The 24,292-nt window shown below is 64.9% G+C and carries 24 protein-coding genes, 1 tRNA gene and 1 pseudogene; 13 read left to right on the top strand and 13 right to left on the bottom strand.

Translation table 11 applies throughout. The annotated features are described in order from the left end of the window. Position 1 precedes the first annotated feature (1 nt). From IEW02_RS16775 to IEW02_RS16755, 6 genes are all read left to right on the top strand, one after another. The gene (locus IEW02_RS16775; protein ID WP_188545950.1) at positions 2 to 592 is read left to right on the top strand and encodes an FtsB family cell division protein; all 591 of its coding nucleotides are present in this window, start codon (positions 2 to 4) and stop codon (positions 590 to 592) included. Further along, positions 589 to 1,107: a DUF501 domain-containing protein gene (locus IEW02_RS25165; protein WP_229746091.1), complete on the top strand. Its 519-nt coding sequence runs from the start codon at positions 589 to 591 to the stop codon at positions 1,105 to 1,107. Before IEW02_RS16775 ends, IEW02_RS25165 begins: the two co-directional genes overlap by 4 nt. Beyond that, complete coding sequence (locus IEW02_RS25160; RefSeq protein ID WP_229746090.1) at positions 1,104 to 2,045, top strand: Ppx/GppA phosphatase family protein; 942 nt, start codon at positions 1,104 to 1,106, stop codon at positions 2,043 to 2,045. Before IEW02_RS25165 ends, IEW02_RS25160 begins: the two co-directional genes overlap by 4 nt. Before the next feature lie 131 nt (positions 2,046 to 2,176). After that, complete coding sequence (locus IEW02_RS16765; protein ID WP_188545948.1) at positions 2,177 to 3,604, top strand: short-chain fatty acid transporter; 1,428 nt, start codon at positions 2,177 to 2,179, stop codon at positions 3,602 to 3,604. A gap of 62 nt (positions 3,605 to 3,666) precedes the next feature. Further along, positions 3,667 to 4,506: a sulfurtransferase gene (locus tag IEW02_RS16760; RefSeq protein WP_229746089.1), complete on the top strand. Its 840-nt coding sequence runs from the start codon at positions 3,667 to 3,669 to the stop codon at positions 4,504 to 4,506. Between the two features lie 33 nt (positions 4,507 to 4,539). Next, positions 4,540 to 4,613, top strand: a tRNA-Leu gene (locus IEW02_RS16755). A gap of 23 nt (positions 4,614 to 4,636) precedes the next feature. On the opposite strand, the pseudogene IEW02_RS25155 reads toward IEW02_RS16755, so the two are convergent. Further along, positions 4,637 to 4,993, bottom strand: a pseudogene (locus IEW02_RS25155) (DUF4232 domain-containing protein); the annotation flags it as partial. A 34-nt stretch (positions 4,994 to 5,027) separates the two neighbouring features. Here IEW02_RS25155 and IEW02_RS25150 point away from each other — a divergent pair. The 4 genes from IEW02_RS25150 (at position 5,028) to IEW02_RS16735 (ending at position 8,717) form a co-directional block, all read left to right on the top strand. After that, positions 5,028 to 5,291 (top strand): hypothetical protein, encoded by a 264-nt coding sequence (locus IEW02_RS25150; RefSeq protein ID WP_229746131.1) that lies wholly within the window; start codon positions 5,028 to 5,030, stop codon positions 5,289 to 5,291. 83 nt (positions 5,292 to 5,374) lie between these two features. Continuing rightward, positions 5,375 to 5,803: a GNAT family N-acetyltransferase gene (locus IEW02_RS16745; RefSeq protein ID WP_188545946.1), complete on the top strand. Its 429-nt coding sequence runs from the start codon at positions 5,375 to 5,377 to the stop codon at positions 5,801 to 5,803. A 157-nt stretch (positions 5,804 to 5,960) separates the two neighbouring features. Continuing rightward, positions 5,961 to 6,188, top strand: a complete 228-nt coding sequence (locus IEW02_RS16740) for a hypothetical protein (RefSeq protein ID WP_188545945.1) — start codon at positions 5,961 to 5,963, stop codon at positions 6,186 to 6,188. Positions 6,189 to 6,284: 96 nt separating this feature from the next. Further along, positions 6,285 to 8,717: an excinuclease ABC subunit UvrA gene (locus IEW02_RS16735; RefSeq protein ID WP_188545944.1), complete on the top strand. Its 2,433-nt coding sequence runs from the start codon at positions 6,285 to 6,287 to the stop codon at positions 8,715 to 8,717. 24 nt (positions 8,718 to 8,741) lie between these two features. Here IEW02_RS16735 and IEW02_RS16730 read toward each other — a convergent pair whose 3' ends face one another. The 8 genes from IEW02_RS16730 to IEW02_RS16695 form a co-directional block, all read right to left on the bottom strand. Further along, a complete protein-coding gene (locus IEW02_RS16730; protein WP_188545943.1) occupies positions 8,742 to 10,019 on the bottom strand; it encodes an esterase/lipase family protein in 1,278 nt (425 codons plus the stop codon). A 46-nt stretch (positions 10,020 to 10,065) separates the two neighbouring features. Further along, positions 10,066 to 10,749 (bottom strand): TetR/AcrR family transcriptional regulator, encoded by a 684-nt coding sequence (locus IEW02_RS16725; RefSeq protein WP_188545942.1) that lies wholly within the window; start codon positions 10,747 to 10,749, stop codon positions 10,066 to 10,068. Positions 10,750 to 10,808: 59 nt separating this feature from the next. After that, a complete protein-coding gene (locus IEW02_RS16720; protein WP_188545941.1) occupies positions 10,809 to 12,305 on the bottom strand; it encodes an amidase in 1,497 nt (498 codons plus the stop codon). 83 nt (positions 12,306 to 12,388) lie between these two features. Continuing rightward, on the bottom strand, positions 12,389 to 13,330 hold the full coding sequence (locus IEW02_RS16715) for a PDR/VanB family oxidoreductase (protein WP_188545940.1): 942 nt from the start codon (positions 13,328 to 13,330) through the stop codon (positions 12,389 to 12,391). Beyond that, positions 13,327 to 14,553 carry a cytochrome P450 gene (locus IEW02_RS16710; RefSeq protein ID WP_188545939.1) on the bottom strand — a complete coding sequence of 409 codons (1,227 nt, stop codon included), beginning with the start codon at positions 14,551 to 14,553 and terminating at the stop codon, positions 13,327 to 13,329. The genes IEW02_RS16715 and IEW02_RS16710 overlap by 4 nt, the downstream gene beginning before the upstream one ends. After that, entirely contained in the window at positions 14,550 to 15,587 is a 1,038-nt protein-coding gene (locus tag IEW02_RS16705) for an amidohydrolase family protein (RefSeq protein ID WP_188545938.1), read from the bottom strand. The genes IEW02_RS16710 and IEW02_RS16705 overlap by 4 nt, the downstream gene beginning before the upstream one ends. A gap of 25 nt (positions 15,588 to 15,612) precedes the next feature. Next, positions 15,613 to 16,758 (bottom strand): cupin domain-containing protein, encoded by a 1,146-nt coding sequence (locus tag IEW02_RS16700; RefSeq protein ID WP_229746088.1) that lies wholly within the window; start codon positions 16,756 to 16,758, stop codon positions 15,613 to 15,615. A 185-nt stretch (positions 16,759 to 16,943) separates the two neighbouring features. After that, entirely contained in the window at positions 16,944 to 17,867 is a 924-nt protein-coding gene (locus IEW02_RS16695; protein ID WP_188545937.1) for a LysR family transcriptional regulator, read from the bottom strand. Between the two features lie 119 nt (positions 17,868 to 17,986). Between IEW02_RS16695 and IEW02_RS16690 the strand changes: the two genes are divergently transcribed. The 3 genes from IEW02_RS16690 to IEW02_RS16680 are packed head-to-tail and all read left to right on the top strand — an operon-like array spanning position 17,987 to position 20,720. Continuing rightward, a complete protein-coding gene (locus IEW02_RS16690) occupies positions 17,987 to 18,943 on the top strand; it encodes an ornithine cyclodeaminase family protein (protein WP_188545936.1) in 957 nt (318 codons plus the stop codon). Then, positions 18,940 to 19,872, top strand: a complete 933-nt coding sequence (dapA, locus tag IEW02_RS16685; RefSeq protein WP_188545935.1) for a 4-hydroxy-tetrahydrodipicolinate synthase — start codon at positions 18,940 to 18,942, stop codon at positions 19,870 to 19,872. Before IEW02_RS16690 ends, dapA begins: the two co-directional genes overlap by 4 nt. After that, entirely contained in the window at positions 19,869 to 20,720 is an 852-nt protein-coding gene (locus IEW02_RS16680; protein WP_188545934.1) for a fumarylacetoacetate hydrolase family protein, read from the top strand. Before dapA ends, IEW02_RS16680 begins: the two co-directional genes overlap by 4 nt. On the opposite strand, the gene IEW02_RS16675 is transcribed toward IEW02_RS16680, so the two are convergent. From IEW02_RS16675 to IEW02_RS16660, 4 genes are all read right to left on the bottom strand, one after another. Continuing rightward, positions 20,717 to 21,385 carry a hypothetical protein gene (locus IEW02_RS16675; RefSeq protein WP_188545933.1) on the bottom strand — a complete coding sequence of 223 codons (669 nt, stop codon included), beginning with the start codon at positions 21,383 to 21,385 and terminating at the stop codon, positions 20,717 to 20,719. The genes IEW02_RS16680 and IEW02_RS16675 overlap by 4 nt on opposite strands. A 201-nt stretch (positions 21,386 to 21,586) precedes the next feature. Then, positions 21,587 to 22,093 carry a hypothetical protein gene (locus IEW02_RS16670; protein WP_188545932.1) on the bottom strand — a complete coding sequence of 169 codons (507 nt, stop codon included), beginning with the start codon at positions 22,091 to 22,093 and terminating at the stop codon, positions 21,587 to 21,589. Positions 22,094 to 22,101: 8 nt separating this feature from the next. Continuing rightward, complete coding sequence (locus IEW02_RS16665; protein ID WP_188545931.1) at positions 22,102 to 23,388, bottom strand: competence/damage-inducible protein A; 1,287 nt, start codon at positions 23,386 to 23,388, stop codon at positions 22,102 to 22,104. Between the two features lie 31 nt (positions 23,389 to 23,419). Then, positions 23,420 to 24,223, bottom strand: a complete 804-nt coding sequence (locus IEW02_RS16660; RefSeq protein WP_188545930.1) for a bestrophin-like domain — start codon at positions 24,221 to 24,223, stop codon at positions 23,420 to 23,422. Positions 24,224 to 24,292: the final 69 nt, after the last annotated feature.

Genomic DNA, 24,292 nt, shown 5'->3' with positions numbered 1-24,292 from the left:
GATGACCGACCGGGACAGGCAGCGGCCGGGGCCGCGGCCGGGTAGTCGTGCGAAAAATCGCAGTGACCGCCCCGGCCGCTCGGCTCGGCGTGGCAGCGGCATTCCGCCGTCAACCGATGCTGCTGCCTCCCCGGTCGACTCGTCTTCTCTCGCGGACGATTCGGACTCGTCGCAGCGAAGGATCCGACCTCGTCGTGACAAGCGTGCGAAGAAGGAGCGGACCTTTCTGGGCTTGTCGACGGGCAAAGCCGTCATCCTGGCTGTGGTCGTCTGCGCGTTGGCGCTCACCCTCGCAGTCCCGCTCCGGACGTACATCGGACTGCAGAGTGACGCCCGCGCGGCTGCGGCCGACAGGCTCGCCCTCGAAGATCGCGTGGAGGACTTGACGATTCGCAAGAATCAGACCGACGATCCCGCTTACATCACCGCCCAGGCGCGCGAGCGGCTCGGGTTCGTGATGCCCGGCGAGACTCCTTATCAGGTCCAATTACCCGGTGCGCGTGCACGTTCCGATGCCGAGAACGACGCACCCGCAGCGGCGACCGGGCCGTGGTACAGCACCTTGTGGTCGACTGCCACGGAAGCGCGATGAGCTCAGCAGTTCCCGATGCAGACCTGCAGGCGGTGGCGCAGCAACTCGGGCGCGAACCGAGGGGGGTCCTCGCGATCGCCTACCGCACGCCGGACGGCAGACCCGCCGTGGTGAAGACCGCTCCCAAGCTGCCCGACGGAACCCCGTTCCCGACTCTCTACTACCTGACCGACCCTCGGTTGACGGCCGAGGCGAGCCGCCAGGAATCTGCCGGTGTGATGCGGGAGATGACCGAACGCCTCGGTGTCGACGAGGACCTCGCCGCCGCGTATCTGCTTGCGGCACAGTCGTACCTGGCCGAGCGGGACGCCATCGAGCCTCTCGGCACAGACTTCACCGGTGGAGGAATGCCCGACCGCGTCAAGTGTCTGCACGTCCTGATGGCTCATTCGTTGGCCAAGGGTCCCGGTGTGAATCCGCTCGGCGACGAGTCGGTGGCGCTCGCAGCAGAGGGACCGTTGCGCGGAACGGCCTTGCCCGCAGACTGGCCCACCATCGAGGAGCTACACGCGTGAAGGTTGCGGCAATCGACTGCGGGACCAACTCGATTCGGTTGCTCGTCGCCGACATCGTCGACGGGAAGCTGACCGATCTGGCGCGCGAGATGACCATCGTGCGGCTGGGCCAGGGCGTCGACGCGACGGGTGCCTTTGCTTCGGAGGCGATCGAGCGCACCCGGCTGGCGCTCGAGAAGTACGTTGCCCAGATCCTCGACCTCGGCGGAGTCGACGCCGTTCGAATGGTGGCCACGTCGGCCACCCGCGACGCGAGCAACCGCGACGTGTTCTTCGACATGACGCGCACAGTCCTGGCCCCGATCGCCGAAGGTGCTGTCGCAGAGGTCATCACGGGGGACGAAGAAGCGCGGCTGTCGTTCGCCGGCGCCGTCGGTGACCTCGACCCGTCGGCGGGGCCGTTCCTCGTCGTCGACCTCGGAGGCGGGTCGACAGAACTCGTTCTCGGTGACGCCGACGGTGTGCGGGCGGCGTTCTCGGCCGATATCGGGTGCGTGCGGTTGACCGAACGGTGTCTGCCGTCGGACCCGCCCTCGGCCGAGGAGATCTCCGACGCACGTTCGTTCGTCCTCGATCGTCTGTCGCCGGCGTTCGCGGCTGTTCCCGTCGCCGAGGCGAAGACGTGGGTCGGCGTCGCCGGAACGATGACGACGTTGTCGGCCATCGCGCAGGACCTATCGGCCTACGATCCGGATCGGATTCATTTGTCCAGCATCGGGTTCGAGCAGCTGAACGACGTCTGCGCTCGACTGGTATCGATGACCCGCGAGGAGCGAGCCGCCCTCGGTCCGATGCACCCCGGCCGCGTCGACGTCATCGGCGGCGGCGCCATCGTCACCGGTGTGCTGGCCGAGGAGATCGGCCGCGCCGCAGGAATCTCGTCGTTGATCGTCAGCGAACACGACATTCTCGACGGGATTGCGCTCAGCATCGCCTGATCGACCTCTGATCTGGGCTGATCTGCATTCCTGCACACCCGGTCTGCGGCGATTTGTCTTGCTTCGTCCGCTCTCGCCATGAAGTCTATGTGGTCGGGGCCACACGACTGTCGAAGCGAGGATTCACTTTCATGACGACGCAGGACGCCACCGCACCCAAGGAGAAGGGCCTGGCGCGCACAGCTCAGGCGCTCGCACGAGGCACCGAGAAATGGTTCCCGGACGCCTACATCTTTGCGCTCGTCGGAGTACTCGTGGTGGCCGTGGCGGCGTTCGCGAACGGTTCGTCCCCACAGAACGTCGTCGACGCATTCGGTAACGGCTTCTGGGATCTGACCGCGTTCACGCTGCAGATGGCGATGGTCGTGCTGACCGGGTACGTGGTAGCGACGTCGCCGCCTGTGGCAAAACTGATCACCCGCTTGGCGCAGATACCCAAGTCTCCGAGCACCGCAGTGAGTTTCGTTGCGCTGCTGTCGTGTTCGGTGTCGTTTCTGAACTGGGGTCTGAGCCTGGTGTTCGCCGGATTGCTCGCACGCGCCATCGCGCGACGCACCGATCTGCGCGTGGACTATCGGGCGTTGGGGGCGGCGGCCTTCATGGGACTGGGCGCAGTGTGGGCGCTGGGGATGTCGTCGTCGGCGGCGCAGCTGCAGGCCACCGCGGCGTCACTTCCGCCCGCGCTTCTCCAGATCACCGGTGTACTGGATTTCGGCACCACCATTTTCACCTGGCAGTCGCTGGTGATGCTGGTGGTCATCGTCGTGCTGACGGTCATCATCGCGCACCTGTCCGCGCCCAAGGGAGCCGCGATCAAGACTGCGGATGAGATGGACATCGACCTCGACGACACCATCGACGAGCCGGCTCCTCGAAGCCGGCCGGGGGAGTGGCTGGAATACAGCCGACTGCTCCCGATCTTCGCCGGTGCCATGACACTCGGTTGGCTTGTCTCGCAGTTGCTTACCAAGCCCGTGCTGTCGGTGGTCAGTAGCTTGAACGGTTACCTACTCGTGTTTCTGATGCTGGGATTGGTCTTGCACGGGACGCCGCGCCGCTTCCTGGACTCGGTGGCCAAGGCTGTGCCTGCAACCGCCGGCATCCTGGTCCAGTTTCCGCTCTACGCGGCGATGGCCGCCATCTTGACCAAGGCCGCCGGGCGCGGCGGAGTGACGATCTCGGAGCATCTCGCCACCTTCTTCACCAACATCGGCGGCGGCGGCGCGTTCGCCGTGGTCATCGCCGTCTACACGGTGATCCTGGGCTTGTTCGTACCCTCCGGCGGAGGCAAGTGGCTGGTCGAGGCGCCGTACGTGATGCAATCGGCGACGGACGTGCAGATGAACCTGGGCTGGACCGTGCAGATTTACAACGTGGCCGAGGCGCTGCCGAATCTGATCAACCCGTTCTTCATGCTGCCGCTCCTCGCCGTACTGGGTTTAAGGGCGCGGGATCTGATCGGATTCACGTTCCTGCAGTTCATCTTTCACTTCCCGGTCGTCCTGCTCCTGGTCTGGCTGCTGGGCATGACGTTCGAGTTCGTGCCGCCGGTGGTGTGAAGATTCTGCGGTGATCACCGCGGGGGTAGGCGATTCCCATTCGGTGTTCTACCGTGGCTGCCATGCCAGAGATTGTGATCACCGCAGCGGGGCTGTCGCAGGCACTCGAATCGTCGAACCCACCGGTTCTTCTCGACGTTCGCTGGGCACTCGGAGATCCCGATGGTCACCTGCACTATCTCGACGCCCATATCCCCGGCGCCGTGTTCGTGGATCTGGCGACGGAGTTGGCGGGTCACGGCGAGCCGACCGACGGTCGACATCCGTTGCCCCGCATCGACGATCTGCAAGAGTCCGCGCGGCGCTGGGGAATCGACGCGGGTACGGCCGTCGTCGTGTACGACGCCACCGGGAACATGGCGGCCGCACGGGCTTGGTGGCTGCTGCGGTGGGCAGGATTGGCCGACGTGACGATGCTCGACGGCGGCTTCCCGGCCTGGGAGCGAGAGGAGTTACCGGTCGCGTCGGGGGAGGAGTCGGCACGTCGGGCGGGAACGGTGACGCTGTCGGGCGGCCACCTTCCGGTGCTGTCCGCCGACGATGCCGCTGAGCTCTCGACTACCGGTGTTCTCTTGGACGCTCGTGCGGGTGAGCGGTACCGGGGGGAGGTCGAGCCGATCGATCCCCGCGCCGGACATGTTCCCGGTGCAGTCAGTGCCCCGACGTCCGAGAACCTGGTGGACGGGCTCTTCGCGAGTCCCGAGGATCTGCGAAAGCGGTTCCACACGTTGGGCGTTCACACGGGGGACACGGTGGGTGTGTACTGCGGGTCCGGAGTGACCGCTGCTCACGAAGTTGCGGCGCTGGCGCTGGCAGGCATCGACGCGGCCCTCTTTCCGGGATCATGGTCGGCCTGGTCGTCGGACCCGGCCAGGCCGGTCGCGACCGGCGTCGAAGGCTGATGGTGCGGCCGATAAAGTAGCCGTGTCAGGGACGCCCCCATAGCCCAATTGGCAGAGGCAGAGGACTTAAAATCCTTGTGTTGTCGGTTCGAGTCCGACTGGGGGCACCGAGAACCGTTGTCGCCCGCTCCTACTCGGCCACGACCGGCTGAACTGACAACTGGGTGATCGACGGGTCGTCGGTGCCGCATCCCGTCGAGACGTACGGCAGAAACACCACTTCGGTGGTATTGGGCGAGTAGACGTCGATGCCGGAGACCGATGTCGGCTGACACGCGTCCTGCGAGAAATTCTGTACTTGAGTTGCTTTCACCGCGGCGACGGCCGACTCGCCGGGTGCCACCTGCACCGGTACGACCGTCGATCCGGTTCGAACTGCAGCCTGTCCTACTTGCGGACCACCTGGATCGGAGACGTAGGAGATTCCCGGGTATCCGTCGAGTGTGCAGGTTCGGTTTCCGGTGTTCGTAAATCTGATGGGCAGTTGCCTCGAACCGGCTGCGCCCGTGGTGCTTCCGAGAGTGACCGAGAGTTCCGCTGCTGCGCAGTTTGCGTCGTTGTCCGCGGTACTTGCTGCGGTGGCCGTCGACGACGATGCAGACGACGGGGCAGCGCTGGATGTGTTCGTCCCTGCGGCACTGGCGGAGGAGGTCGGTGCAGACGTCGGAGTCGGGGAACTTGTCGACTCGGACGAGCACGCGACCAAGGATCCTACGGCGACTACTAACATTGCCTGTGCGCAGAACCCGGATCGCCTCATAGTAAGCAATGCTACCGATATCTGATGGACGGTGGCCATGGTCTCGAGGGGGGGGTTCCGAGGCCGTATCCGTGAGTGCGATCGGCGGCGCGAAATACACTGATCGACATGGCTGTCTACCGCTCGCCGGTCGCGACGATCGATCCTGTCGCCCTCTACAAGATCCTGAGACTGCGCACCGAGGTGTTCGTTCACGAACAGAGAATCGTCGACGAGCAGGAGTTGGACGGTCGCGATCTCGAAGACACCACCACGCTGTACTGGTACGAGGAGGACGGTTCGGTTCTGGCGACACTGCGCGTCCTCGACGAGGTACCTCACACTCACATCGGGCGAGTCGCGACTGCGGCGTCGGCGCGTGGCCGTGGGATAGGCGGGCGGTTGCTGACCGCCGCTCTCGAGCAGTGTTCCGGCACCGTCGACATCTCCGCGCAGGCATACCTCGAACGCTGGTACGAGGCATTCGGATTTGTGCGAGTCGGATCGAACTACACCGAAGCGGGAATCGATCATGTCGCGATGACTCGCACTGTGTGAGACCCGACGGAAGCGACGTGCATGCCCGTTCGGCGATGTCCGACGCGAAACGGGTGTCGGTCAACAGAACCATGAAATCGCTGAGCTCCCGCCCGCGTCCCGAGCTCAGTAGCCTCGAACCCAAAGACTTCGTTCGATGCAGCATAGGAAGGTGGGCATGAACACCGTTGTGGCGCTCGCACTTGCTCTCGTCGGCTTCGCCGTTGTTCTCGCCGGGTTCGTCATCATTGCGCGCTCACTTCGCGGCCGCATGCGACGCGGGCGGTTCCACGGAATCGACAGCGCCGTAGGCGGATCTGCGTTCATGGGGGCGCCGCGCGAGCATGGCATCGCACCACCGGATCATCGTCACCCGGGCGCGGACACCGGTCAGACGAAGCCGTAACCGGCGGTGGTTTCCGCTCGAACGCCTAGTCTTCGCCTGCCCCGCATCTCGCCGCTTCCGATCACTCGGGCCGAGGACTGCCACTAGTCTCGAGCGGTGACAGATCCAACGTGGGACGGGTACGTGCGAGTGCGCGGTGCCACCGAGCACAATCTGGCAGCCGTCGATGTCGACATACCCCGCAACGCATTCGTCGCGTTCACGGGCGTGTCGGGGTCTGGAAAGTCGTCCCTGGCGTTCAGCACCCTGTACGCCGAAGCGCAACGACGCTACTTCGAGTCGGTGGCCCCCTATGCCCGTCGACTGCTTCAGCAAGTGGGCGCACCCCATGTCGCGTCGATCACCGGCCTCCCTCCGGCCGTCGCGCTGCAGCAACGTCGGGGCGGGCCCAGCTCACGCTCGAGCGTCGGCACTATCACCACCATGTCCAACCTGCTGCGCATGCTCTTCTCGCGCGCCGGCGCTTATCCCGACGGCGCGTCCCTACTTGCGGCAGAAGCGTTCTCGCCCAACACTGTTGTCGGTGCCTGTCCACGATGCGGCGGGCTCGGGGACTTCCATGATGTGACGACGGAACTGCTGGTTCCCGACCCCTCGCTGAGCATTCGCGAAGGAGCGATCGCGGCGTGGCCCGGTGCCTGGCAGGGCGCCAACCTGCGCAGCATCGTCAGCGGAATGGGTATCGACATCGACGCGCCGTGGCGCACGCTGAAAAAGAAGGACCGGGAGTGGCTCCTCTTCACCGACGAGCACCCCAAGGTGTGGATCGAACCCGAAGAGGGCCGAGTCGACCACAGTTACGAAGGCAAGTTCTGGAGCGCACGCAGTCACGTCATGCATGTTCTGTCGGACTCGAACAGCGAGCGGATGCGGGAGCGCGCTTTGGCGTTCACCGAGACCGTCCGCTGCCCGACGTGCTCCGGCACCGGGCTGCGCGCCGACGCGCTGGACGTCACTGTTGCCGGGCACTCGATCGCGGAGATCAACGCGCTTTCGCTGATCGAGCTCGCGGAAGTGTTGCGCCCCATCGCAAATGAGTCGGTGGAGACCACGGAGGTGGCGGTTCGTATCACCGCCGACCTATTGGCCAGGATCGATGTGCTGCTCGAGTTGGGTTTGGGATACTTGGCCCTCGGGCGCAGCTCGACGACGCTGTCGCCCGGCGAGACACAGCGGTTACGGATTGCCACGCAGCTACGTTCCGGACTGTTCGGGGTGGTGTACGTGTTGGACGAACCCTCTGCGGGCTTGCATCCCGCCGACGCCGAGCCGCTCCTCGACGTCCTGGACCAGCTGAAGGCGTCGGGCAATTCCTTGTTCGTCGTCGAGCACGACATGGACGTCGTCCGGCGAGCCGACTGGGTGGTCGATATCGGCCCCGCGGCGGGGGAGGGCGGCGGACGGGTCCTCTATAGCGGGCCGGTCGCCGGCCTGGAGGAGATCGAGGAATCGATCACCAGCACACACCTGTTCGGGAGGGCGGAATCCCTGCACCGCGAGGCGCGTCCCACCCAAGGCTGGCTCACTCTGACCGGGGTCACTCGGCACAACCTGCGGGAGTTGACGGCGGAGTTCCCACACGCCGTGTTGACGGCGGTGACGGGTGTGTCGGGTTCCGGGAAGTCGACGCTCGTCAGCCAGGTCTTGTTCGAAGTGGCACGCCACCGACTCGAGACCGCGGCAGACGAGGATGACGACGCTGAGATCGAGGTCGACGTGGCCGACGTCTCCGGGATCGAGATGTTCACCCGACTGGTCCGGGTGGATCAACGCCCCATCGGCCGCACCCCGCGATCGACACTGGCCACCTACGTCGGAATGTTCGACATCGTTCGCAAACTGTTTGCCGCAACCGATGAGGCCAAGGCCCGCGGATGGGCACCCGGACGATTCTCCTTCAACGTCGCCGACGGACGATGCCCCACGTGCCAGGGTGACGGTTTCGTCGAGGTCGAACTCTTGTTCCTCCCCGGCACCTATGGCCCCTGCCCCACCTGCCACGGTGCCCGGTACACCCCGGAAACACTCGAAATCACCTGGCGCGACAGAACCATTGCCGAGGTGTTGAACATGTCGGTGGACGAGGCAGCGGTATTCTTCGCGGACATCGCGGGAGCTTCCCGGAGTCTGGAGACCTTGCGCGATATCGGGCTCGGCTACCTTCGGCTCGGCCAACCAGCCACCGAGCTCAGTGGCGGTGAAGCGCAGCGCATCAAGATCGCCACCGAATTGCAGCGCACCCGCCGCGGCACTGCCCTCTACCTACTCGACGAACCGACCGCCGGCCTGCACCCCTCCGACGTCGCCCTGCTCATGCGCCAGCTGCACTTGCTCGTCGACGCGGGCAACACCGTGGTGATGGTGGAACACGATTTGGATGCCGTGGCCTCAGCCGACTGGGTCATCGACCTCGGCCCCGGCGGCGGCGACAACGGTGGCACCGTGATCGCGACCGGGACACCCGCCGAAGTGGCGGCGTCCCCGGACAGCATCACGGGACCGTATCTGGCCCGGCGGCTCCGATCCTGAACTGGTGCACTCGGTTTTTCTCGATCAGGACTCGGAACTCCGGCCGTCTGCGAGCAGGGCATCCCGCATCCACGAGTACACCCGCTCGTCGTTGAGGAGGGTGAAGTGGTGAGCGCTGTTGATCGCCAGACCGTCGTCCGGTCGTAACCCGATGTTGCGCAGCTTGTTTCGGCCGCCGGCGCTGAGGGTGCGCACCAGGCCGTCGCCTACGAACACTCCGACCGGGTTCTGCGGGCTCGCGGTGACGACAGCGGACGCGTGATAGTGCCGTACCGTCTCCGGAACCGAGATGTCGCTGGGCGCACCGACATCGAACCCGTCGAGGTCTCTCGCGTGCCCGTCTTCGTGAGTGATCGAACCGTGGACCAGGTCGCGAACCCCCGCGCTCCGACGCGCCAGCAACCGTGCGAACGGCCGCGTCTCCGGTGCCACCGCCAGCGCCGCTGCGGCGACGTGAACGCCGTGTGCAATCGGCGCACCCAGATGCGGTGTCCCCAAGGTGAACACGTCGGTCATCAGGTCGACCCATCTGCGGTCGCTTTCGGCGGCTTGGTGCGCTGCACTGCGCGAGACCAGGCCGCCCATCGAATGCCCGACGAGCGTGATCCGCTTGACCCCGACCGGCCACGCCATCACCAATTGCTCGATCAGGGTGGACAAGTCGGCGCCGTTCGTCGCGATACGCCGACCAGTGTTGTAGCGCAGGAAGACTGCGGTGGTTCCGGCATCCGAGCCCAACCGTTCACCGTAGGTCGGTCGCCCACCGAGTCGCCATGCGGACTCGGTCTCGAAGAGGCCGTGCAGGAACAGCACGAGGTGGGCGCCCGCGTTCGGGAAGGCGGCAGCCAGAGCGCGGTACTTCACGGGCACCGCGCGTCCGTCGACGCGGATCGACATCGGGAACGTCAAGGTCCGGCCGGTGCGTTCCATGTCGTCGCCGATCAGTCCGTGCAGGATCGCGATGGTCTGAGCACCGCGGGCGGTCTGCGAGGGCGACGGTCGATCGTCGTCGCCGTCCGACGTGTCGCCGAAGTCTGTCTCGTCCGAGCGGGTCAGGGCGCCGACGGCTTTGCTCGCGCCGATGCAGGCGGCGGCGATGGTGGCGTAGGTTCCGGCGGCGATCGCGTCGTGCGTGAGCTGAGTCGGCGTCACGGCAGGTCCGACACCGAGCCGCACAGCTGCGAAAGTACGTCGCGCGATCGCGGAGTGCACCGCGCGTACCCCACCCGCGGCCGACGCCAACTCGGCCAATGCGAGTTCCCCGAGTTCGCCCAGTTCTTGTGTTCGTCGACTTCTCCCCACGCGCCAAGTGTACAAGTGTTCACCGAAACAGCCTGCTGATGCTCTCTCAGCTCAGGCGGTCCAACCAGTCGCCGAGCAGGGCTCGCTCGTTGTGAGACAGGCTGTTCGACTCTGCCAGACTCATCTTGAGCTGCATCGCCGCGCCGGACCGTGTCACGGCCGGTTCGATGGCCGCGTCGGTGAGGATCGCCGACAGTGCGGCCTCTCGGCCACGCTCGGACAGGCGTATGTCGCGTGCGGCGGCCGGCATCGCGACGAGCGTGAAGACCACTCCTGTTCCGATCGCGCGCAGCATCTTCACGGCGTCCGAGATCGGAACCGCCAGGTGGCCTGCGGCAGCCGCGTGTTCGATCAGCGTGCGCAGGATCGCGTCGATGGCGTCTGCGGCGGGAGAGGACCGTCCCGGGTGCGGCCCGGCGTAGGCGATCGAATAAACGTGAGGGTTCGCCACGCCCCACTCGATGTGCATGTCCCATCCGCTTCGGATTGTCTCGATGGGGTCGGCGCCCGGCACCCATCCCGTCCACGTCCCCAAGTGTGTCGTAAAGCCATGCAGGGCAACGGCATCGAGTAGACCCTGTTTGTCTCCGAAAATGCGGTAGATCGTCGGGGCTTGAATGTGCAGAGCTGACGTGACCGCCCGAGTCGACACGGCTTCTCGTCCGCCGTCGCTCAGTAAACGTAGTGCAACGTCCAGAATGCGCAGGCGCATCTCTTCCGACTTCGCCATCCGTCGATCCTAAACTGCGCAGCCGCGAGCCCTCTCGTGCTGTGTCCGGCGACTCCCGGTCACCCGACTTCGAGGGCTCGACCGACGCGGTAGAGGGTCGCCTCGTCGAAATGGCGACCGATCAGCTGCATTCCCACGGGTAGCCCGTCGACTCTGCCGCACGGGACGCTCAGTGCCGGGTGGTGGGTGATGTTGAACGGAGTCGTGTTGGCGGACATCTCGATTGCCGCCTGGATCGAGGTGCCTGCGCTCGCGGCCGGGTCGGGAAGTGGTTGCGCGGTTTGCGGTGTCGTGGGCGTGAGAAGTACGTCGAACCGTTGCAGTGCGCCGTCGTAAGCAGCACGGAGTGTACGGGCGCGATTCACTGCCTTGGCGTAGTTGAGTCGCCCTTGCTTCTGGTCGACGTAACGGCCCACCAGAGTGAAGAGCACCACGTTGGCTGGGCGCCCGCCCACGTTGTCGCGCTGCCCGAGCAGGTGTTCCATCATGTCGACCGGGTAGTAGTCGGCTCGACCGAACCCGAAGCCCTGATTGCGGAGCACGGTCTCGGCCATCCCCTCGATCGCGATCGCCGTCCAGAGAGCCGCGCCGAGAGAATGCATGGGCACCGAGACGTCCTCGACGGAGGCCCCGAGGCCCCGCAGAGATTCGGCCGCGGCTCGCACGGTGCGGTCGACGGCGGCGTCCGCGTTCTGGCTGCCGAACCCTTCCGTCAGGATCCCGACTCGCAGTCCGCGAACCCCCGAATCGAGGGTCCTGAGGTAATCACCTGAACGGATGTCCCGTTGTCGTGGGTCGATTCCGTCCGATCCCGCGAGAACGGTGAGAAGTCGAGCGTTGTCGTACACGGTTCGGGTCATCGGACCGACATGGTCGAAATACCCATCCAGAGCGGCGATCCCGGTGTACGGCACCAGACCGTAGGTGGGCTTCAAGCCGACGACGCCCGACCAGGACGCGGGCATCCTGATCGATCCCGCTTGATCTGCGCCGAGTGTCATGTCGGCATCGCCGGTCACCAGCGCGACGGCGCTCCCGCTGGATGACCCACCCGCAGAATGGCCTTTGCGGTGCGGGTTGTGCACGACACCGCTCGATGCGGTGTGACTGCCACCGGACATGCAGAAATACTCGTTCGTAGTCTTGCCCACGATTTCTGCACCGGCCTCGAGCACACGACTCACCACCGTTGCATCGTGCGCCGGTCGGTACCCGGAAAGGACGTCTGTTCCGTTGGTCATCGGCAGACCGGCGACCATGATGCTGTCCTTCACCCCGACTCGCACGCCGGCGAGCGGCCCTGTCGAAGACCCAGCGATCGACGCGCGCACTTCCCATGCGTGGTTCGGGTCTTCTTCCCGAGTGGGTACGTAGTACGAGACCGGCTCGCGGTCCGGCAGAGGTTTCGGCTCCGGGATGGCGTCGAGGGCGTCGTAGATCCCCAGCATGCCTGCGATCATCTCGGTGTACTCGTCCGCGCTGTCGGACACTGCGGTGTAGCCGAGTTCCCCAGCCAGCTGGCTGATTTCGGTCGCGGTGGGTGCGGGTACGGGCATGGTGATCCTTCCGAGTGACGGGGTCGACCACCGATCGAGCCAACCTGCTAACAAAATAAAGTTAGCACGTCATTCGTGCTTCGTCAGAGGTCGAGGGTCAGCGTCGCTGTCACTGCGCGCGAGACGCACAACATGACGTACTTCCCGTCTGCCTGTTCCTCGGTGGTCAATACCGAGTCGCGATGGTCGGGAACGCCCGCGAGAACGGTGACTTCACACGTCCCGCACGTTCCCACTCGACACGACGTCGGTACAGCGACACCGGCGTCGTCCAGGACGTCGAGAATGCTGCGGTGTGCCGGTATCCGATGGGTGGTGCCTCGGCGCTCGAGGTGGACCTCGAATTCACGGTTCGCCACGGTGCCGAACTCCTTGGGCACGAACCGTTCCACGTGCAGGGACTGCGCAGGCCAGTGTGCTGTCGCGGCGGCAACTGCATCGAGCAGAGGCGGGGGACCGCAAGCAAATATCTTGGTGGCCGGCCGGACGTCGGTCAGCAACTCGGACAGGGGGATTCGGCCGACTTGATCCTCCGGGTACAACGTCACCCTGCTCTCATGATCTGCGAGCTGGTCGACGAACGCCATCGATGCTCGAGATCGCCCACCGTAGTGCAGTTCCCACGTTGCGCCCCGATCGTTCGCTGCTGCGATCATCGGGACGATGGGCGTGATGCCGATCCCGCCCGAGACGAAGACGTAGCGATCGGCGTCGACGAGCTCGAAGTGGTTGCGAGGAAGAGAAATACCGACCTGATGACCGACCTGAAGCCTGTCGTGAACGTATGCCGAGCCTCCTCGACCGCTCGGTTCGTTCAGGACTGCTACCTGGTACCCACCGTGGCCACCAGTACTGCCGCAGAGGGAGTACGAGCGCACGAACGGACCGATGAACAGATCGATGTGGGCGCCGGCGTCCCACGTCGGCAAGTCGGCTCCCGCACCCGACAGTTCCAGCAGTACGACACCGTCGGCCATGTACTGCTTGTTCGTGACAGTCACATACAGGTCAGGGGTTGTCGTCATGACACTCCGGAACGTCGCATCACGACTGGTAGGGAGGTCAGTGCCGGAAAGATCAGGTCCGGGAATCGAACTCCTGGCTCCACCTGCTCGATCCGGTCGAAGTGCGACGCCAGGCCCTTCAAGGTTTCCTGGATCTGAATGCGCGCGATGGGTGCCCCCAGGCAGTGGTGCAGTCCGCCGCCGAACGCCTGATGCTGACCTGCGTTGTGACGGCCGAGGTCGATCGAGTCCGGATTGTCGAATGCCGCCTCGTCGCGGTTCGCCGCTGCCAGCATGAGGATCACGTGTGCGCCCACGGGAAGTTCGATGCCGTCCGACGTGGTGAACGGCTCGGTGAGATACCGCTCCCGCACGTGCAGCGGTGTTCGAAACCGCAGGAACTCCTCGGTTGCCGAATCAGCAAGGCTCGGATCGGCTTCGAGTGCGTCGAAAACCCCCGGGTGCGTCGCCAGAATCTCGACAATGTTGGAGATGGACGTGCGGGTGGTCTCGTATCCGGCGTCGAGAATGGTGTGGGTAAGCGACAACACCTCGGTCCGAGACAGGTCGCCGCGGGCCTGAGCCTCGAGCAGGAGTCGGACGTACGGACTGTGCTGCTCGGTGGGTCGGCTGTCGAGAAACTCCTCGAAGTAGTCGAGGTAGAAACGTGTTATCGCGTCGAGCGACTTCTTGCCCTGGTCGTCGAGTGGAACGGGGGAGAAGATCTGTAGGAACTCGTGCTGGTTCTCGGTGAGGCGTCCCCAATCGTCCTCGGGGATGCCAAGAAAGTGGCAGATGACTCCTCTCGGGATGTCGACTGCGAGCTCGTGTACCGCGTCGATCGCGTGTCCGTCCGGTACTCGCGTCAGCGCCCGAGCTACCGACTCCGCGGCAATCTCGCGGAACTGCGCGACGCGGCGTGGGATGAAAAGCGGACCCACCACGTTGCGCAGCCTGCTGTGATCGGGCTCGTCGACCTGAACCAGGTTGGCGCGCAATCGATCGCGTGCGGGTCCTGCGTCCATCCAGGGCGGCGCTGTCGTCCCCTCGGGCTGAACTCGGGTGCTCGTGAGGCGAACGATATCCCGTATGTCCTCGTGCCGGCTGACGACCCAGGTCGATTCCTGGTGGGGCCACGGAATGGTTCCCATATGGCGGAGGCGGCGATAGGACTCTGTCCGGTCACCGGTCAAGAACTCGGGATCGGAGAAGTCGATGGGAAACGTCGGTGTCGAAGTGGTCATGGTCGATGCTTTCCGGTGGAGGTGAGTAGGTCGGTGAGTCCGTAGACCTTCGCCGCGGTGCCTGCGAAGATCGCTTCTCGTTCCGCTTGCGAACACGTCGCTGTCAGGCGTTGATAGGCGTTGCATACGTGCCCGAACGGGCCGGAACCGTCGGTGGGAAGGTTGCTCTCGAACATGGTGCGATCGGCTCCGAACAGTTCGATCGTGGTCTCGACGTAGGGGCGCCACTCGGCGGCCAACTGCTCGGAGCTCGCGGGTGGATGGGCCAGAAACGTCGGTGAGCCGGACATGAAGGACCCGAGACCGCCCATCTTCACGGTCACGTTCTTGCACAGAGCAATTGCCCGCATGTCGGCTTCCCATTGCGGGCGCTCCTCCTCCATTCGTCCCGTGTGGCGACCGATTCCCAAGGGATGGCCCAGGTGGTCGAGAACGATGGATGTGTCGGGAAATGTCCGCGCCAGATCGACGATGTCCGGCAATTGCGGCGCGAGGACGAACGCGTCGAAGGTCAAGCCCAGGGGAGCAAGATGAGCGAACCCACGACGAAAGCTTTCGCCCAGATACATACCGGGACCGTGGTCGAAGACCCCGGCCAGGATCGACGGGTCCTCGTCCCAGAGAGCCTCTTGCCGAACACCTTTGAACCTCGCTGGCGCCGCCGCGATGTGAGCCTTCAGTGTGGAGAGTGTCGTGGGCATCGAGAGATCGATCGGCCCGACTATGCCCGCCGCCACCCTGATCCCACGGTATGAGCCACTGGCACCCATCGCCCCCAGTCCGTTGTGGAACTCGGTCTGCCCCACCGCACGCAACTCGTCCGGTCCGTCGGCGCGGTACATCGACTGCGATTCCACGACGACGGACGCGACGACGTTGTGACCGTCGTCCAGGTAGTCCGTGTACTCGTCCACGAAGAACCGTGTGCGTCGCATGACGTGTTCGACGATCGGATTCGCACGGTCGAACAGGTGATGGTGTGCATCGATGATCGGGATGTCCGAATCGATCGGTGCTTCGATTTCGGTTGCCATTGACTCTCTTTCGGAATCGGTGTACCTAGTCTTCGTCCCAGTTGCGAGGCGCGACGTATCCGGTCTGGCCTGCTTCGGTACCCAGAGCCAGAATCGGGCCGTCCATCTTCTCCTGCCACACAAGAGATTCCATACCGATATGCAGAGGATGGTCCTGCACGGTGTACGCGCTGACACCGGTTTCGCTCGGGTAGTGCGCGTGCTCGCGCCACGACGGTGCGGACAGTAAGAGGTCGCCCGGTTCCCAGTCGATACGCTGCCCGTCGACGATCGAGTAACCGGAGCCCTCGAAGTGGTAGTTGATCGCCACCGAGCTGTGCCTGTGCCCCCGGCCCTCCGGGTGAGGCGTGTGGCCGGGTGGGATCTGAGACAGTGTCACGAAGAAGCTGCTCGTCGCTCCTTGCTTGCGCCGGGTCGAGGGGTTGTACAACGCCATGATCGTGCGTTCGCCGTCACCGGGAGTCTGTGACATCAATGCCGATGTCGCGTTGTGTGGCCAGTGCAACGGCCGGTCCGGGATCGGTTCGATGTCGACGAGGTACTCGTAGCCGCGCAGCCGGGCGCCCTCGGGGGAGACGACGTGGTCCGGTGCAGTACCGGCCGCGACCGCGACGGGTTCGTCCATGTCGATCGGCCCGTCGACCGGTGCCGTGGGGATCCATTGCGCCGAGACAGCTTCGAAGTAGTGAGTGCCGAGCTGCGCCAGGAGCGGAGCGTTGGAGTAGGCCAGTCGAACCCACCGTTCGTCGGAGTCGTTGACAAAGATGAAGGGCTTCATCGACGGGATCGTGCACACGTCGTGTTCCTCGAGACGGAAGTCGACGCCGTCTGCCGACACGGATCCGTTACCGCGAATGCCGATGTGCACCTGGGTGGAGTTTCGCCGGATGCGCTGGGTCTGCTCGCCGGGAAGCAGCACTTCGACGGCCACGTCGATGCCGGGTGCGAAACCGCGGTGTGTCGACTCCGGGTGGATCAGCATCGCGGCGCGTCGTCCGTTCGCCGGCGCAGGGCCGTCGGACAGCCGGTCGACGAGAGCGTCAATCTCGTTGCGCGACACTTTGATCGGCGCCCACGGCATGGGCAGGTCGAGATCGACTCCGCTGACGTCGGCCATCCTCACACCCGACTGCGTGATTGCAGCGCGACCGCCCGATTCTGTGACCGTCATCGGTCGTCCTCCTTGTGTGGTGTACGTCTCTGATCTGAGCCGCTGTCCAGGACGCTAAGCCGATCGGTGACGAACGTCCAAGACACGTTTCGGCATCGGGGCATAAGAGATTCGCTATCCCGCAACGGAATCGCACCACAGACGTTTCGCACGGAGGGGCCGTGGTCGCCTTCGGAGAATTGTGACTACTCCCGGTGATCCCGCGGCGGCGCCATGCGGCTCAGTCCCGACCGTATCGCGCCGAGCGCGGCCTCCTGTAGCGGCGAGAAATGCTTGTCTCGACGGTGAACGAGGACGATCTGCTCTTCGATCCTGAAATCGGGCACATCGACCGGCCGCAACGGGCCGCCCGCGCCGACGGCGTATTCCGGCGCGATGATGGCCCAGTCGTGCTCGACGGCGGCCCGAACCATCGCTTCGGAATGGCCCAGCCGGATGACGAAGTGGGGTTCGTCGTGACCCAGGTTGCGCAGTTGTGCAACCAGATTGCGTTGATACACGACCTCTCTGGGAGCGCCGACCAACGGTAGCGACAAGGCCTCGCCAAGGCTGAGGGTGGCGCCGTCGGCAACCAGGTCGGTGGTGGCGTAGACCGAGAGCTGCACGCTGCTGAGAACTTCCGACGTCGTAGCGTCGGAGAACTCGCGCTCGTCCCAGTTGAGGACGGCGAAGTCGAACTCGCCGGTCTCGACTCCGCGCACCACCTCTTCGGGACGGGAGATGGACACCGTGATCTCGGCCTTGGGTCGCTCCTTGCCTACGGTCGCGAGAATCGGTGCGAGCAAATAGGTTCCGACCGCCATGCTCGATGCCACCAGGACGCGGCCGGTGTCGCCGGATGCCAGATCCCCGACATCACGGCGGACCTGTGCCGCGCCGGCGAGCACGTTCTTGGCCCACTCGTTCGTTCGCTCTCCCGCTTCCGTCAGAACCAGGCGATTTCCACGGCGAACGAACAACGTTGCGCCTACCCAGGATTCGAGCGCGCGAAGCTGCGCCGACACTGCGGGCTGCGCAACCATCAGAATTTCGGCGGCACGCGTGACGCTGCGTTCGTCCACGACGAGCCGGAACACTTCCAGCCGACGGAAGGACAGTTGACTATCCATTCTCACCCCATAAGCAACGGGTTATTCCTACATCCAGAATTCGATAATTGATTTATAGCAGAACACGCACCACTGTTGGTCACATCACACCGATGCTCAGTCCGGCCCGAGAGGTTGTCATGTCAGCACCCCCCGAGACAGCCCAAGTCTCGGTCTTCACCGACGAGCAGGTCGTCGACATCGTCGACCGCCGCGAGGCAGCCCGCGCTCTTCGCGACGTCCTCGTCTCGGCGCATCGGGGCACCGCCCACTCCATCCCGAAGACCATGGCGCAGTTCGACGACGCCAGCACCGCCCACTCGCTCGGCGCCATCGACCTCGCACAGCACATCGTTGCGTTCAAGAGCTGGGTGAACACGCCCAACGGCGCTTCTGCGATGCTGACGCTCTTCGACTCCGTCGACGGACGGACGCTCGCCGTCATGAGCGCCGGCGCCCTCGGGATGTTGCGCACAGCCGCTGCAGCCGCGGTGGCCACCGACCTCATGGCGGACCCGGCCGCGGACCGGCTCGCCATTCTCGGCACCGGGCGACAGGCATTGCATCAAGTCGCGGCAATTCACGACGTTCGGCCACTCGAAGTGGTGCGCGTGTGGAGCCCGAGGGAGAGAAGTCGCATCGAATTCGCCGAGCGAATCGAATCGACTTTGGGAGTCCGAGCCGAAGCCGCTCGATCGGCGCAATCGGCGGTCGCCGATGCTCCGATCGTCACCGCCGTCACCCGTGCGACAGAGCCGTTCCTCGAGGGCCATTGGCTCGCGCACGGGGCTCATCTGAACGCAGTGGGTGCCATCCTGCCGAGCACGGCGGAACTGATGCCGTCCGTTCTGAGGCTCAGCACCGTTACTGCCGTGGACGACATCGACAACGCACGACGCGGATCGCGTGAACTACGAGAGCATTTCGGGCCAGATTTGGGTGGTGTGATCACTCTCGGTGAGATCGTCCACCGTGCGGTGAAGCGCCCCGACAATCCGCGCCTCACCGTCTACAAGGGCCTCGGATCCGGTCTCACCGACCTCGCCGTTGCGGCAATGGTATGGCGCAACTCCACTATCACGAAGGACCTTCGATGACCTATCGCAGCGATCCGTCCCGGATCACCGGCTCCATTGCACCGCTCATCACACCCTTCACCGACGACGGCGATCTCGACGTGGACAGCTTGCGCCGACTCGTCAAGTGGCACATAGCGGCTGGGACACATGGTATTTCGATCGGCGGCTCCACCGGCGAACCGAGCGCGCAGACGGTAACCGAGCGCATCCTCGCCATCGAGACCGTCGCGGATGCGATCGGCGGGCGCGTGCCGTTCATCGCAGGCACCGGATCGGCCAAACTGGATGAAACCATCGAGTTGACGACGGCCGCCGAACGCGCCGGCGCCGATGCGGCTCTGGTCATCACGCCCTATTACGCGCGGCCCACGCAGCAGGCGCTTGTCGAGTGGTACACCCGCGTCGCTGCGTCGACGCCGAACCTTCCGATCATCATGTACAACGTCCCGTCGCGGACTGCCGTGGAACTGGCTCCCGACACCGTCGCCCGCATCTACCGTGACGTACCCAATGTCGTCGGGATAAAGGAAACCACGAAAGATTTCGAACACTTCTCACGCGTGATCGAGACAGCCGGTGACGGGCTCCTCGTCTGGTCCGGAATCGAACTGCTCTGCCTGCCGTTGCTTGCGCTCGGCGGTATCGGCTACATCAGCGCAACGTCGAACATCGCACCGCGGGCGTGCGCCGAAATGTACGAGTACTGGATGGCCGGCAAGCACGACGACGCTCGGCGCATCCACTACGCCCTGCACCCCCTGGTGGATCTTCTCTTCGTGGAAACCAACCCCACTACGGCCAAGTGGGTGCTCGAACGAGAAGGCAGGATCGCCTCCGCCCACGTCCGACCGCCCTTGATCGAGACCACGGACGCCGGAATCGCCGAAGTGCAACGACTTCTCGGCAGTGCATCCGAACTCATGGCACGCGAACGCGAAGTCGGATGAGACTCGGCACAGTGGTACGCGGCAGCCAGGCGTCGACCGTCGCCAGCGTCGACGGCGCAACCCTCCATGACATCTCGGACTACGCCGGTCCCGACGGGCTTGCGGGGTTGCTGCGATCGGTGGATGTCGACGACATCATCGGCATCGACCTGGCTCGGTACCCGGTCGTGGCCGAGGCGGCTGTCCGCTGGCTTCCTCCCGTACCAGCGCCGAGCAAGATCTTCTGCGTCGGACTCAATTTCAGCACGCATGCCGCCGAAGTACTCGCCGACGTGTCCGACCACCCGACGTTGTTCACGCGATTCTCGTCGACCTTCGTCGGGCATCGGCAACCCTTGCTTCGGCCGACCGTGTCCGACACCCTGGACTGGGAAGGTGAGGTCGCTGTCGTCATCGGGCGCGGCGGACGTAACATCCCCGCCGCGGATGCACTCGCACACGTTGCGGGGTACACGGTGATGGGGGAGAACAGCATTCGGGAGTGGCAGCTTCACTCCAAGCAAGCCACCGCGGGCAAGAACTTCGACGGCACCGGCTCGTGGGGACCGTGGATAGTCACTCGCGACGAGATCCCGGACCCCGCAGCGCTGGAAATAGTGACCGAGCTCAACGGGGTGCAAGTGCAACACGGCACGCTCGCCGATCTGGTGTTCGACGTCGGTTCGATCATCGAGTACATCAGCACTTTCACGCAACTGGCGCCCGGCGACGTCATCGCCACCGGCACACCCGCCGGGATCGGCCACCGGCAGGATCCGCCTCGTTACCTGAAGCCCGGTGACACGCTCACCATCCGGATCCCGGGTTTCGTCGAGCTGACGAACGACGTCGCCGACCCGCCCGCCTAGTTCGGCTGTGCCCCGAACAGTCCCGCCTGGTCGGGACAGAAGTTGGTGACGATCGCGACGGCCCCCGGGTCGGCAGCGAGCGGGTTGGTTTCCTTCGTGAGGGTGGGCTGCGTCGCGCTCAATCCGCACACGTCGAAGGTCGTGCCGAGGAGCAACGAGACCGGGTGGCTCGTCGAAATCGAGGCCAAGCCCGCCCGTATCTCCGGTGCCCCGTCGGTGGTGTCCGGCACGGAGGCGGCGATGGCCTGGTCGAGTCGCTGAGTCATTCCGGTGGACAGCGCCTCGTCGGTGCAGAACTGCGATGAGAGGCGTTCGAGCGCACCCCCCGGCGCCTGGTCGAGGATCGACACCTGCTGGTCGGTCAACGTCGCTTCCGTAGGAGCGGGCGACGGGTTGCCGAGTGCTGCGCTGTAACGCGCGTAGAGGGCGTTCTGATCGGCAGCCAGGGCGCTGATGTCGCTCTCGACTTCTTCTTGCGAAGGATTCGGCCCACTGAACGCGACTGGGCACGGCGAATCGGCAGCTGCGGCTGTCGAGGTCGAAGTCGAGGTCGGAGCCGCGTCTGCCGTGGTGGCCGGCTCGCTCGAGCATCCCGCGACGGTGATCGCCACGACCCACGACAGAGCAATGCAGGCAGCCGTCGAGCCAAGGTTGTTCTTCTTCACGATGTTCGGGAGTCTTTCGCTGTGACGAGAGGACACGGCCCGCTCGAAGATGGTCGTCGTACGACTGGAAGTGTGGCGTCCCGAGCCCGTACGTGTCTAACGCGATTTGCCCCGAATGTCTCGTAAAACCAACTGTGCGTTCGCCGTTCACGATTCGTTCACGTGAATGGACAAGTTCGCCGCTGCGTTTGCGGACACCGGTCAGTGGTGCTCCACCACGAGATTCATCACCGTCACAACGAGACCGATGAGGGCCGCGGCGCCCGCACCGACGACGGCTCCGAGCCATGGCCGGCGCGCGACATGCCATCCGCTGACCGCACCGACGACGAGTAGGAACAGCAGTCCGAGATCGGCGACCGTATCGAGAGTCGTTGCTGCCGACCACCATCCCGTCGCTCGGCCGATCGACAACAAGACGAGCGGAACGATGGTCAGGAGGAGAAACTGCGCGGAGTGCCAAGCGTCGTCCGCGAATTCGCCACGGGTCGGCAAGCTTCGGTGATGCTTCACGTGGCCGAGAACCGTCGCGAACAGGTGGGCCAGAGCGGAGGCGACCATGGGGCCGATCACCACACTGGCGGCGTCACCGAAGTCGTTGATGCCGTCGTCCGTGGACACGATGAACACTGTCATCAAGGTGACGGTTCCGTAGATCAGGGGCTCGAATTCGAGGCGTGGCAACCTGCGTGCTGTCGACTTGTCCATGCTATTGATCAGCCTTCCGATTCCAACGCCTCCGCCAGCATGTGCATCGCCGCCGTGGTGGACAGTGCGCGCACACTTGCACGGTCCCCGGGTAGTCGGAGCGTGCGGGCGACGGTAGCCCGCCCGGCAACTGCGATCCCGAAACACACCGTGCCGACCGGTTTGAGTTCGGTGCCGCCGCCGGGTCCCGCGATACCGCTGGTGGAGATGGCGATGTCGACGCCGACGCGGTTCAGCGCGCCTTCCGCCATCGACGCAGCCACCGGTTCACTCACCGCTCCGTGCTCGTCGATGATGTCGGCGGGGACGTCGAGCAGACCCGTCTTGGCTTCGTTCGCGTACGACACCACTGCGCCGATGACGTACGCAGACGAGCCGGCGCGATCGGTGAGACGCGCCGCGATCATTCCGCCGGTGCACGACTCGGCGGTGGCAATTCGTTTGCCGGACAGGCGTAGTGCGACGATGTCGTCGATCGTGGACCCGTCGGTCGAGAAGATCTTCGAGCCGTGTCGACGGTCGACGATGCTCGCGAGGTTATCGTAGTCGGCTGCGGCCGACTCGGCGAAACGGGTCACCATTTCGAGCTCACCGAGGCGCAGGCAGGTGGTGATCTCGAGTTCGCCGAACCCGGATACGTCTTGCTCAGCCGTACGCAACGTTGCCGCGAGGTCGGCCTCGGAAAGGCCGTACGCGCGGATCGTCTCCTGCCGGACGTCCGCTCGGCGCAACAGAACTCGGGCAATCGGTGCGCTTTCGAGAGCCTCGTGCCACATTGCCTGCAGTTCGCGAGGCGGGCCCGGCAAGATCAGGACCGTCGGCAGCGTTCCGGATTCGTTGGCCGCGATCGCGACGCCAGGGGCTGTTCCCGTGGGCGAAATGGAATACGCACCGTCCGGAACCATCGCCTGTTTGCGTATGCCCGCCCGTAACGGTTCGGAGTCGGCCGCGGAACTGAGGCGACCACGCCAACGCTGCACGATCGAGTCGATACGTCGCTCCAGCTCGGCGTCGAGACGAAGGTCGAGACCGTAGAGAGCGGCGACGGTGGCGACGGTGAGATCGTCGGCGGTCGGTCCGAGGCCTCCGGTCGTGACGATCAGGTCGACGCGCTGATCGGCGAGAAACTGCAGTTGTGCAGTCATGTCGTCCGGGCGGTCCCCGCACACCGTGATGTGCGCGACGTCGACTCCCATCTCGAGCAGTCGCTGAGATACCCACGGTCCGTTCTGGTCGGACACCCGACCGGCGAGAACCTCGGTTCCCGTGACCACCACACCCGCTCGTAACGCCATTGCTCGACCTTACTGACAACCAGGCCCCGGACTACGTCGGATTGCCGACCTGGTCGCACGGTGCCACGTGCCCGTCGTCGATGAGCTGCAGTGTCACTCGCATCTCGTCGGGTTGAATACTGCCGGCCCAGCCGGAATAGGGGTGGTCCAGGAACATGACCACCACCAGCGCAGACGCTACGAGTGCCGATACGAATGCGATCGGGATCGCTTGCACGACTGCGCTTTCGCGCTTGTCCGCCTGCACGCACATGTACGTCAGGATGGCCGATGCCCCGATGCCCAGTACGATCCACAGGGGGAACGGGACCGACGGTGTCGCCTCGGCAGCACGAGCGCGGCGACCGTCTCGGCGTTCGGCCTGCTGGTCGAACCACTGCCCGTACGCAGCCTCCTGGGACGCGCCCTGCGGCGACGTGGCAGCGAAGTCGTCGACCATCGTGTCGACCCAGTCGGTGACCACGGGGGACATCTCACCGCGGGACATGGCGGGCCACTCGTCGGAGATCACGGCGCGGCTGTAGCAGATGAGGTCACCGTGGAGGCGTTCACCATCGCGCCCTTCGAGAACTTCGGACACGCTGTGCAACTCGGTCACGGCGACGGCCTCCACGCTGGCTCCGTTCCGCGCAGCCTGATAGCTCTGGAGAGCGAAGAAGATGGTGAACGCCAACAGCACCGCGAACATGGTTCCGATTACAGTCAGCGCCCCCGCCGCGCGGGTGCTGTCGATGAACCAGCCCGGGTCGGGCGCGCGGGTACGCACTGCCAGTTTCACGGTGACGGCCATCGCCACGACGACGACCACGACAAGACCCAGTATCCAGCTCGACACCGGGCAACTGTAGGCGCGTGCGCGTCGCAGCGTGAGTGGAAACGAATCCGAATCATGTTGCGGGAGAAT

The sequence above is a fragment of the Rhodococcoides trifolii genome (genome assembly GCF_014635345.1).
In the GTDB taxonomy this organism is placed as follows: domain Bacteria; phylum Actinomycetota; class Actinomycetes; order Mycobacteriales; family Mycobacteriaceae; genus Rhodococcoides; species Rhodococcoides trifolii.
This window is presented reverse-complemented; position numbering and strand designations above follow the sequence as displayed.

What these genes read in the sequence shown, in the direction of transcription:
- IEW02_RS16695 (WP_188545937.1), bottom strand. Translation starts at nt 17,867, where the DNA reads ATGGATAGTCAACTGTCCTTCCGTCGGCTGGAAGTGTTCCGGCTCGTC.
- IEW02_RS16680 (WP_188545934.1), top strand. Translation starts at nt 19,869, where the DNA reads ATGAGACTCGGCACAGTGGTACGCGGCAGCCAGGCGTCGACCGTCGCC.
- IEW02_RS16775 (WP_188545950.1), top strand. Translation starts at nt 2, where the DNA reads ATGACCGACCGGGACAGGCAGCGGCCGGGGCCGCGGCCGGGTAGTCGT.
- IEW02_RS16765 (WP_188545948.1), top strand. Translation starts at nt 2,177, where the DNA reads ATGACGACGCAGGACGCCACCGCACCCAAGGAGAAGGGCCTGGCGCGC.
- IEW02_RS25165 (WP_229746091.1), top strand. Translation starts at nt 589, where the DNA reads ATGAGCTCAGCAGTTCCCGATGCAGACCTGCAGGCGGTGGCGCAGCAA.
- IEW02_RS16665 (WP_188545931.1), bottom strand. Translation starts at nt 23,388, where the DNA reads ATGGCGTTACGAGCGGGTGTGGTGGTCACGGGAACCGAGGTTCTCGCC.
- IEW02_RS16740 (WP_188545945.1), top strand. Translation starts at nt 5,961, where the DNA reads ATGAACACCGTTGTGGCGCTCGCACTTGCTCTCGTCGGCTTCGCCGTT.
- dapA (WP_188545935.1), top strand. Translation starts at nt 18,940, where the DNA reads ATGACCTATCGCAGCGATCCGTCCCGGATCACCGGCTCCATTGCACCG.
- IEW02_RS16720 (WP_188545941.1), bottom strand. Translation starts at nt 12,305, where the DNA reads ATGCCCGTACCCGCACCCACCGCGACCGAAATCAGCCAGCTGGCTGGG.
- IEW02_RS16690 (WP_188545936.1), top strand. Translation starts at nt 17,987, where the DNA reads ATGTCAGCACCCCCCGAGACAGCCCAAGTCTCGGTCTTCACCGACGAG.
- IEW02_RS16715 (WP_188545940.1), bottom strand. Translation starts at nt 13,330, where the DNA reads ATGACGACAACCCCTGACCTGTATGTGACTGTCACGAACAAGCAGTAC.
- IEW02_RS16725 (WP_188545942.1), bottom strand. Translation starts at nt 10,749, where the DNA reads ATGGCGAAGTCGGAAGAGATGCGCCTGCGCATTCTGGACGTTGCACTA.
- IEW02_RS16710 (WP_188545939.1), bottom strand. Translation starts at nt 14,553, where the DNA reads ATGACCACTTCGACACCGACGTTTCCCATCGACTTCTCCGATCCCGAG.
- IEW02_RS16745 (WP_188545946.1), top strand. Translation starts at nt 5,375, where the DNA reads ATGGCTGTCTACCGCTCGCCGGTCGCGACGATCGATCCTGTCGCCCTC.
- IEW02_RS16705 (WP_188545938.1), bottom strand. Translation starts at nt 15,587, where the DNA reads ATGGCAACCGAAATCGAAGCACCGATCGATTCGGACATCCCGATCATC.
- IEW02_RS16670 (WP_188545932.1), bottom strand. Translation starts at nt 22,093, where the DNA reads ATGGACAAGTCGACAGCACGCAGGTTGCCACGCCTCGAATTCGAGCCC.
- IEW02_RS16700 (WP_229746088.1), bottom strand. Translation starts at nt 16,758, where the DNA reads ATGACGGTCACAGAATCGGGCGGTCGCGCTGCAATCACGCAGTCGGGT.
- IEW02_RS16760 (WP_229746089.1), top strand. Translation starts at nt 3,667, where the DNA reads ATGCCAGAGATTGTGATCACCGCAGCGGGGCTGTCGCAGGCACTCGAA.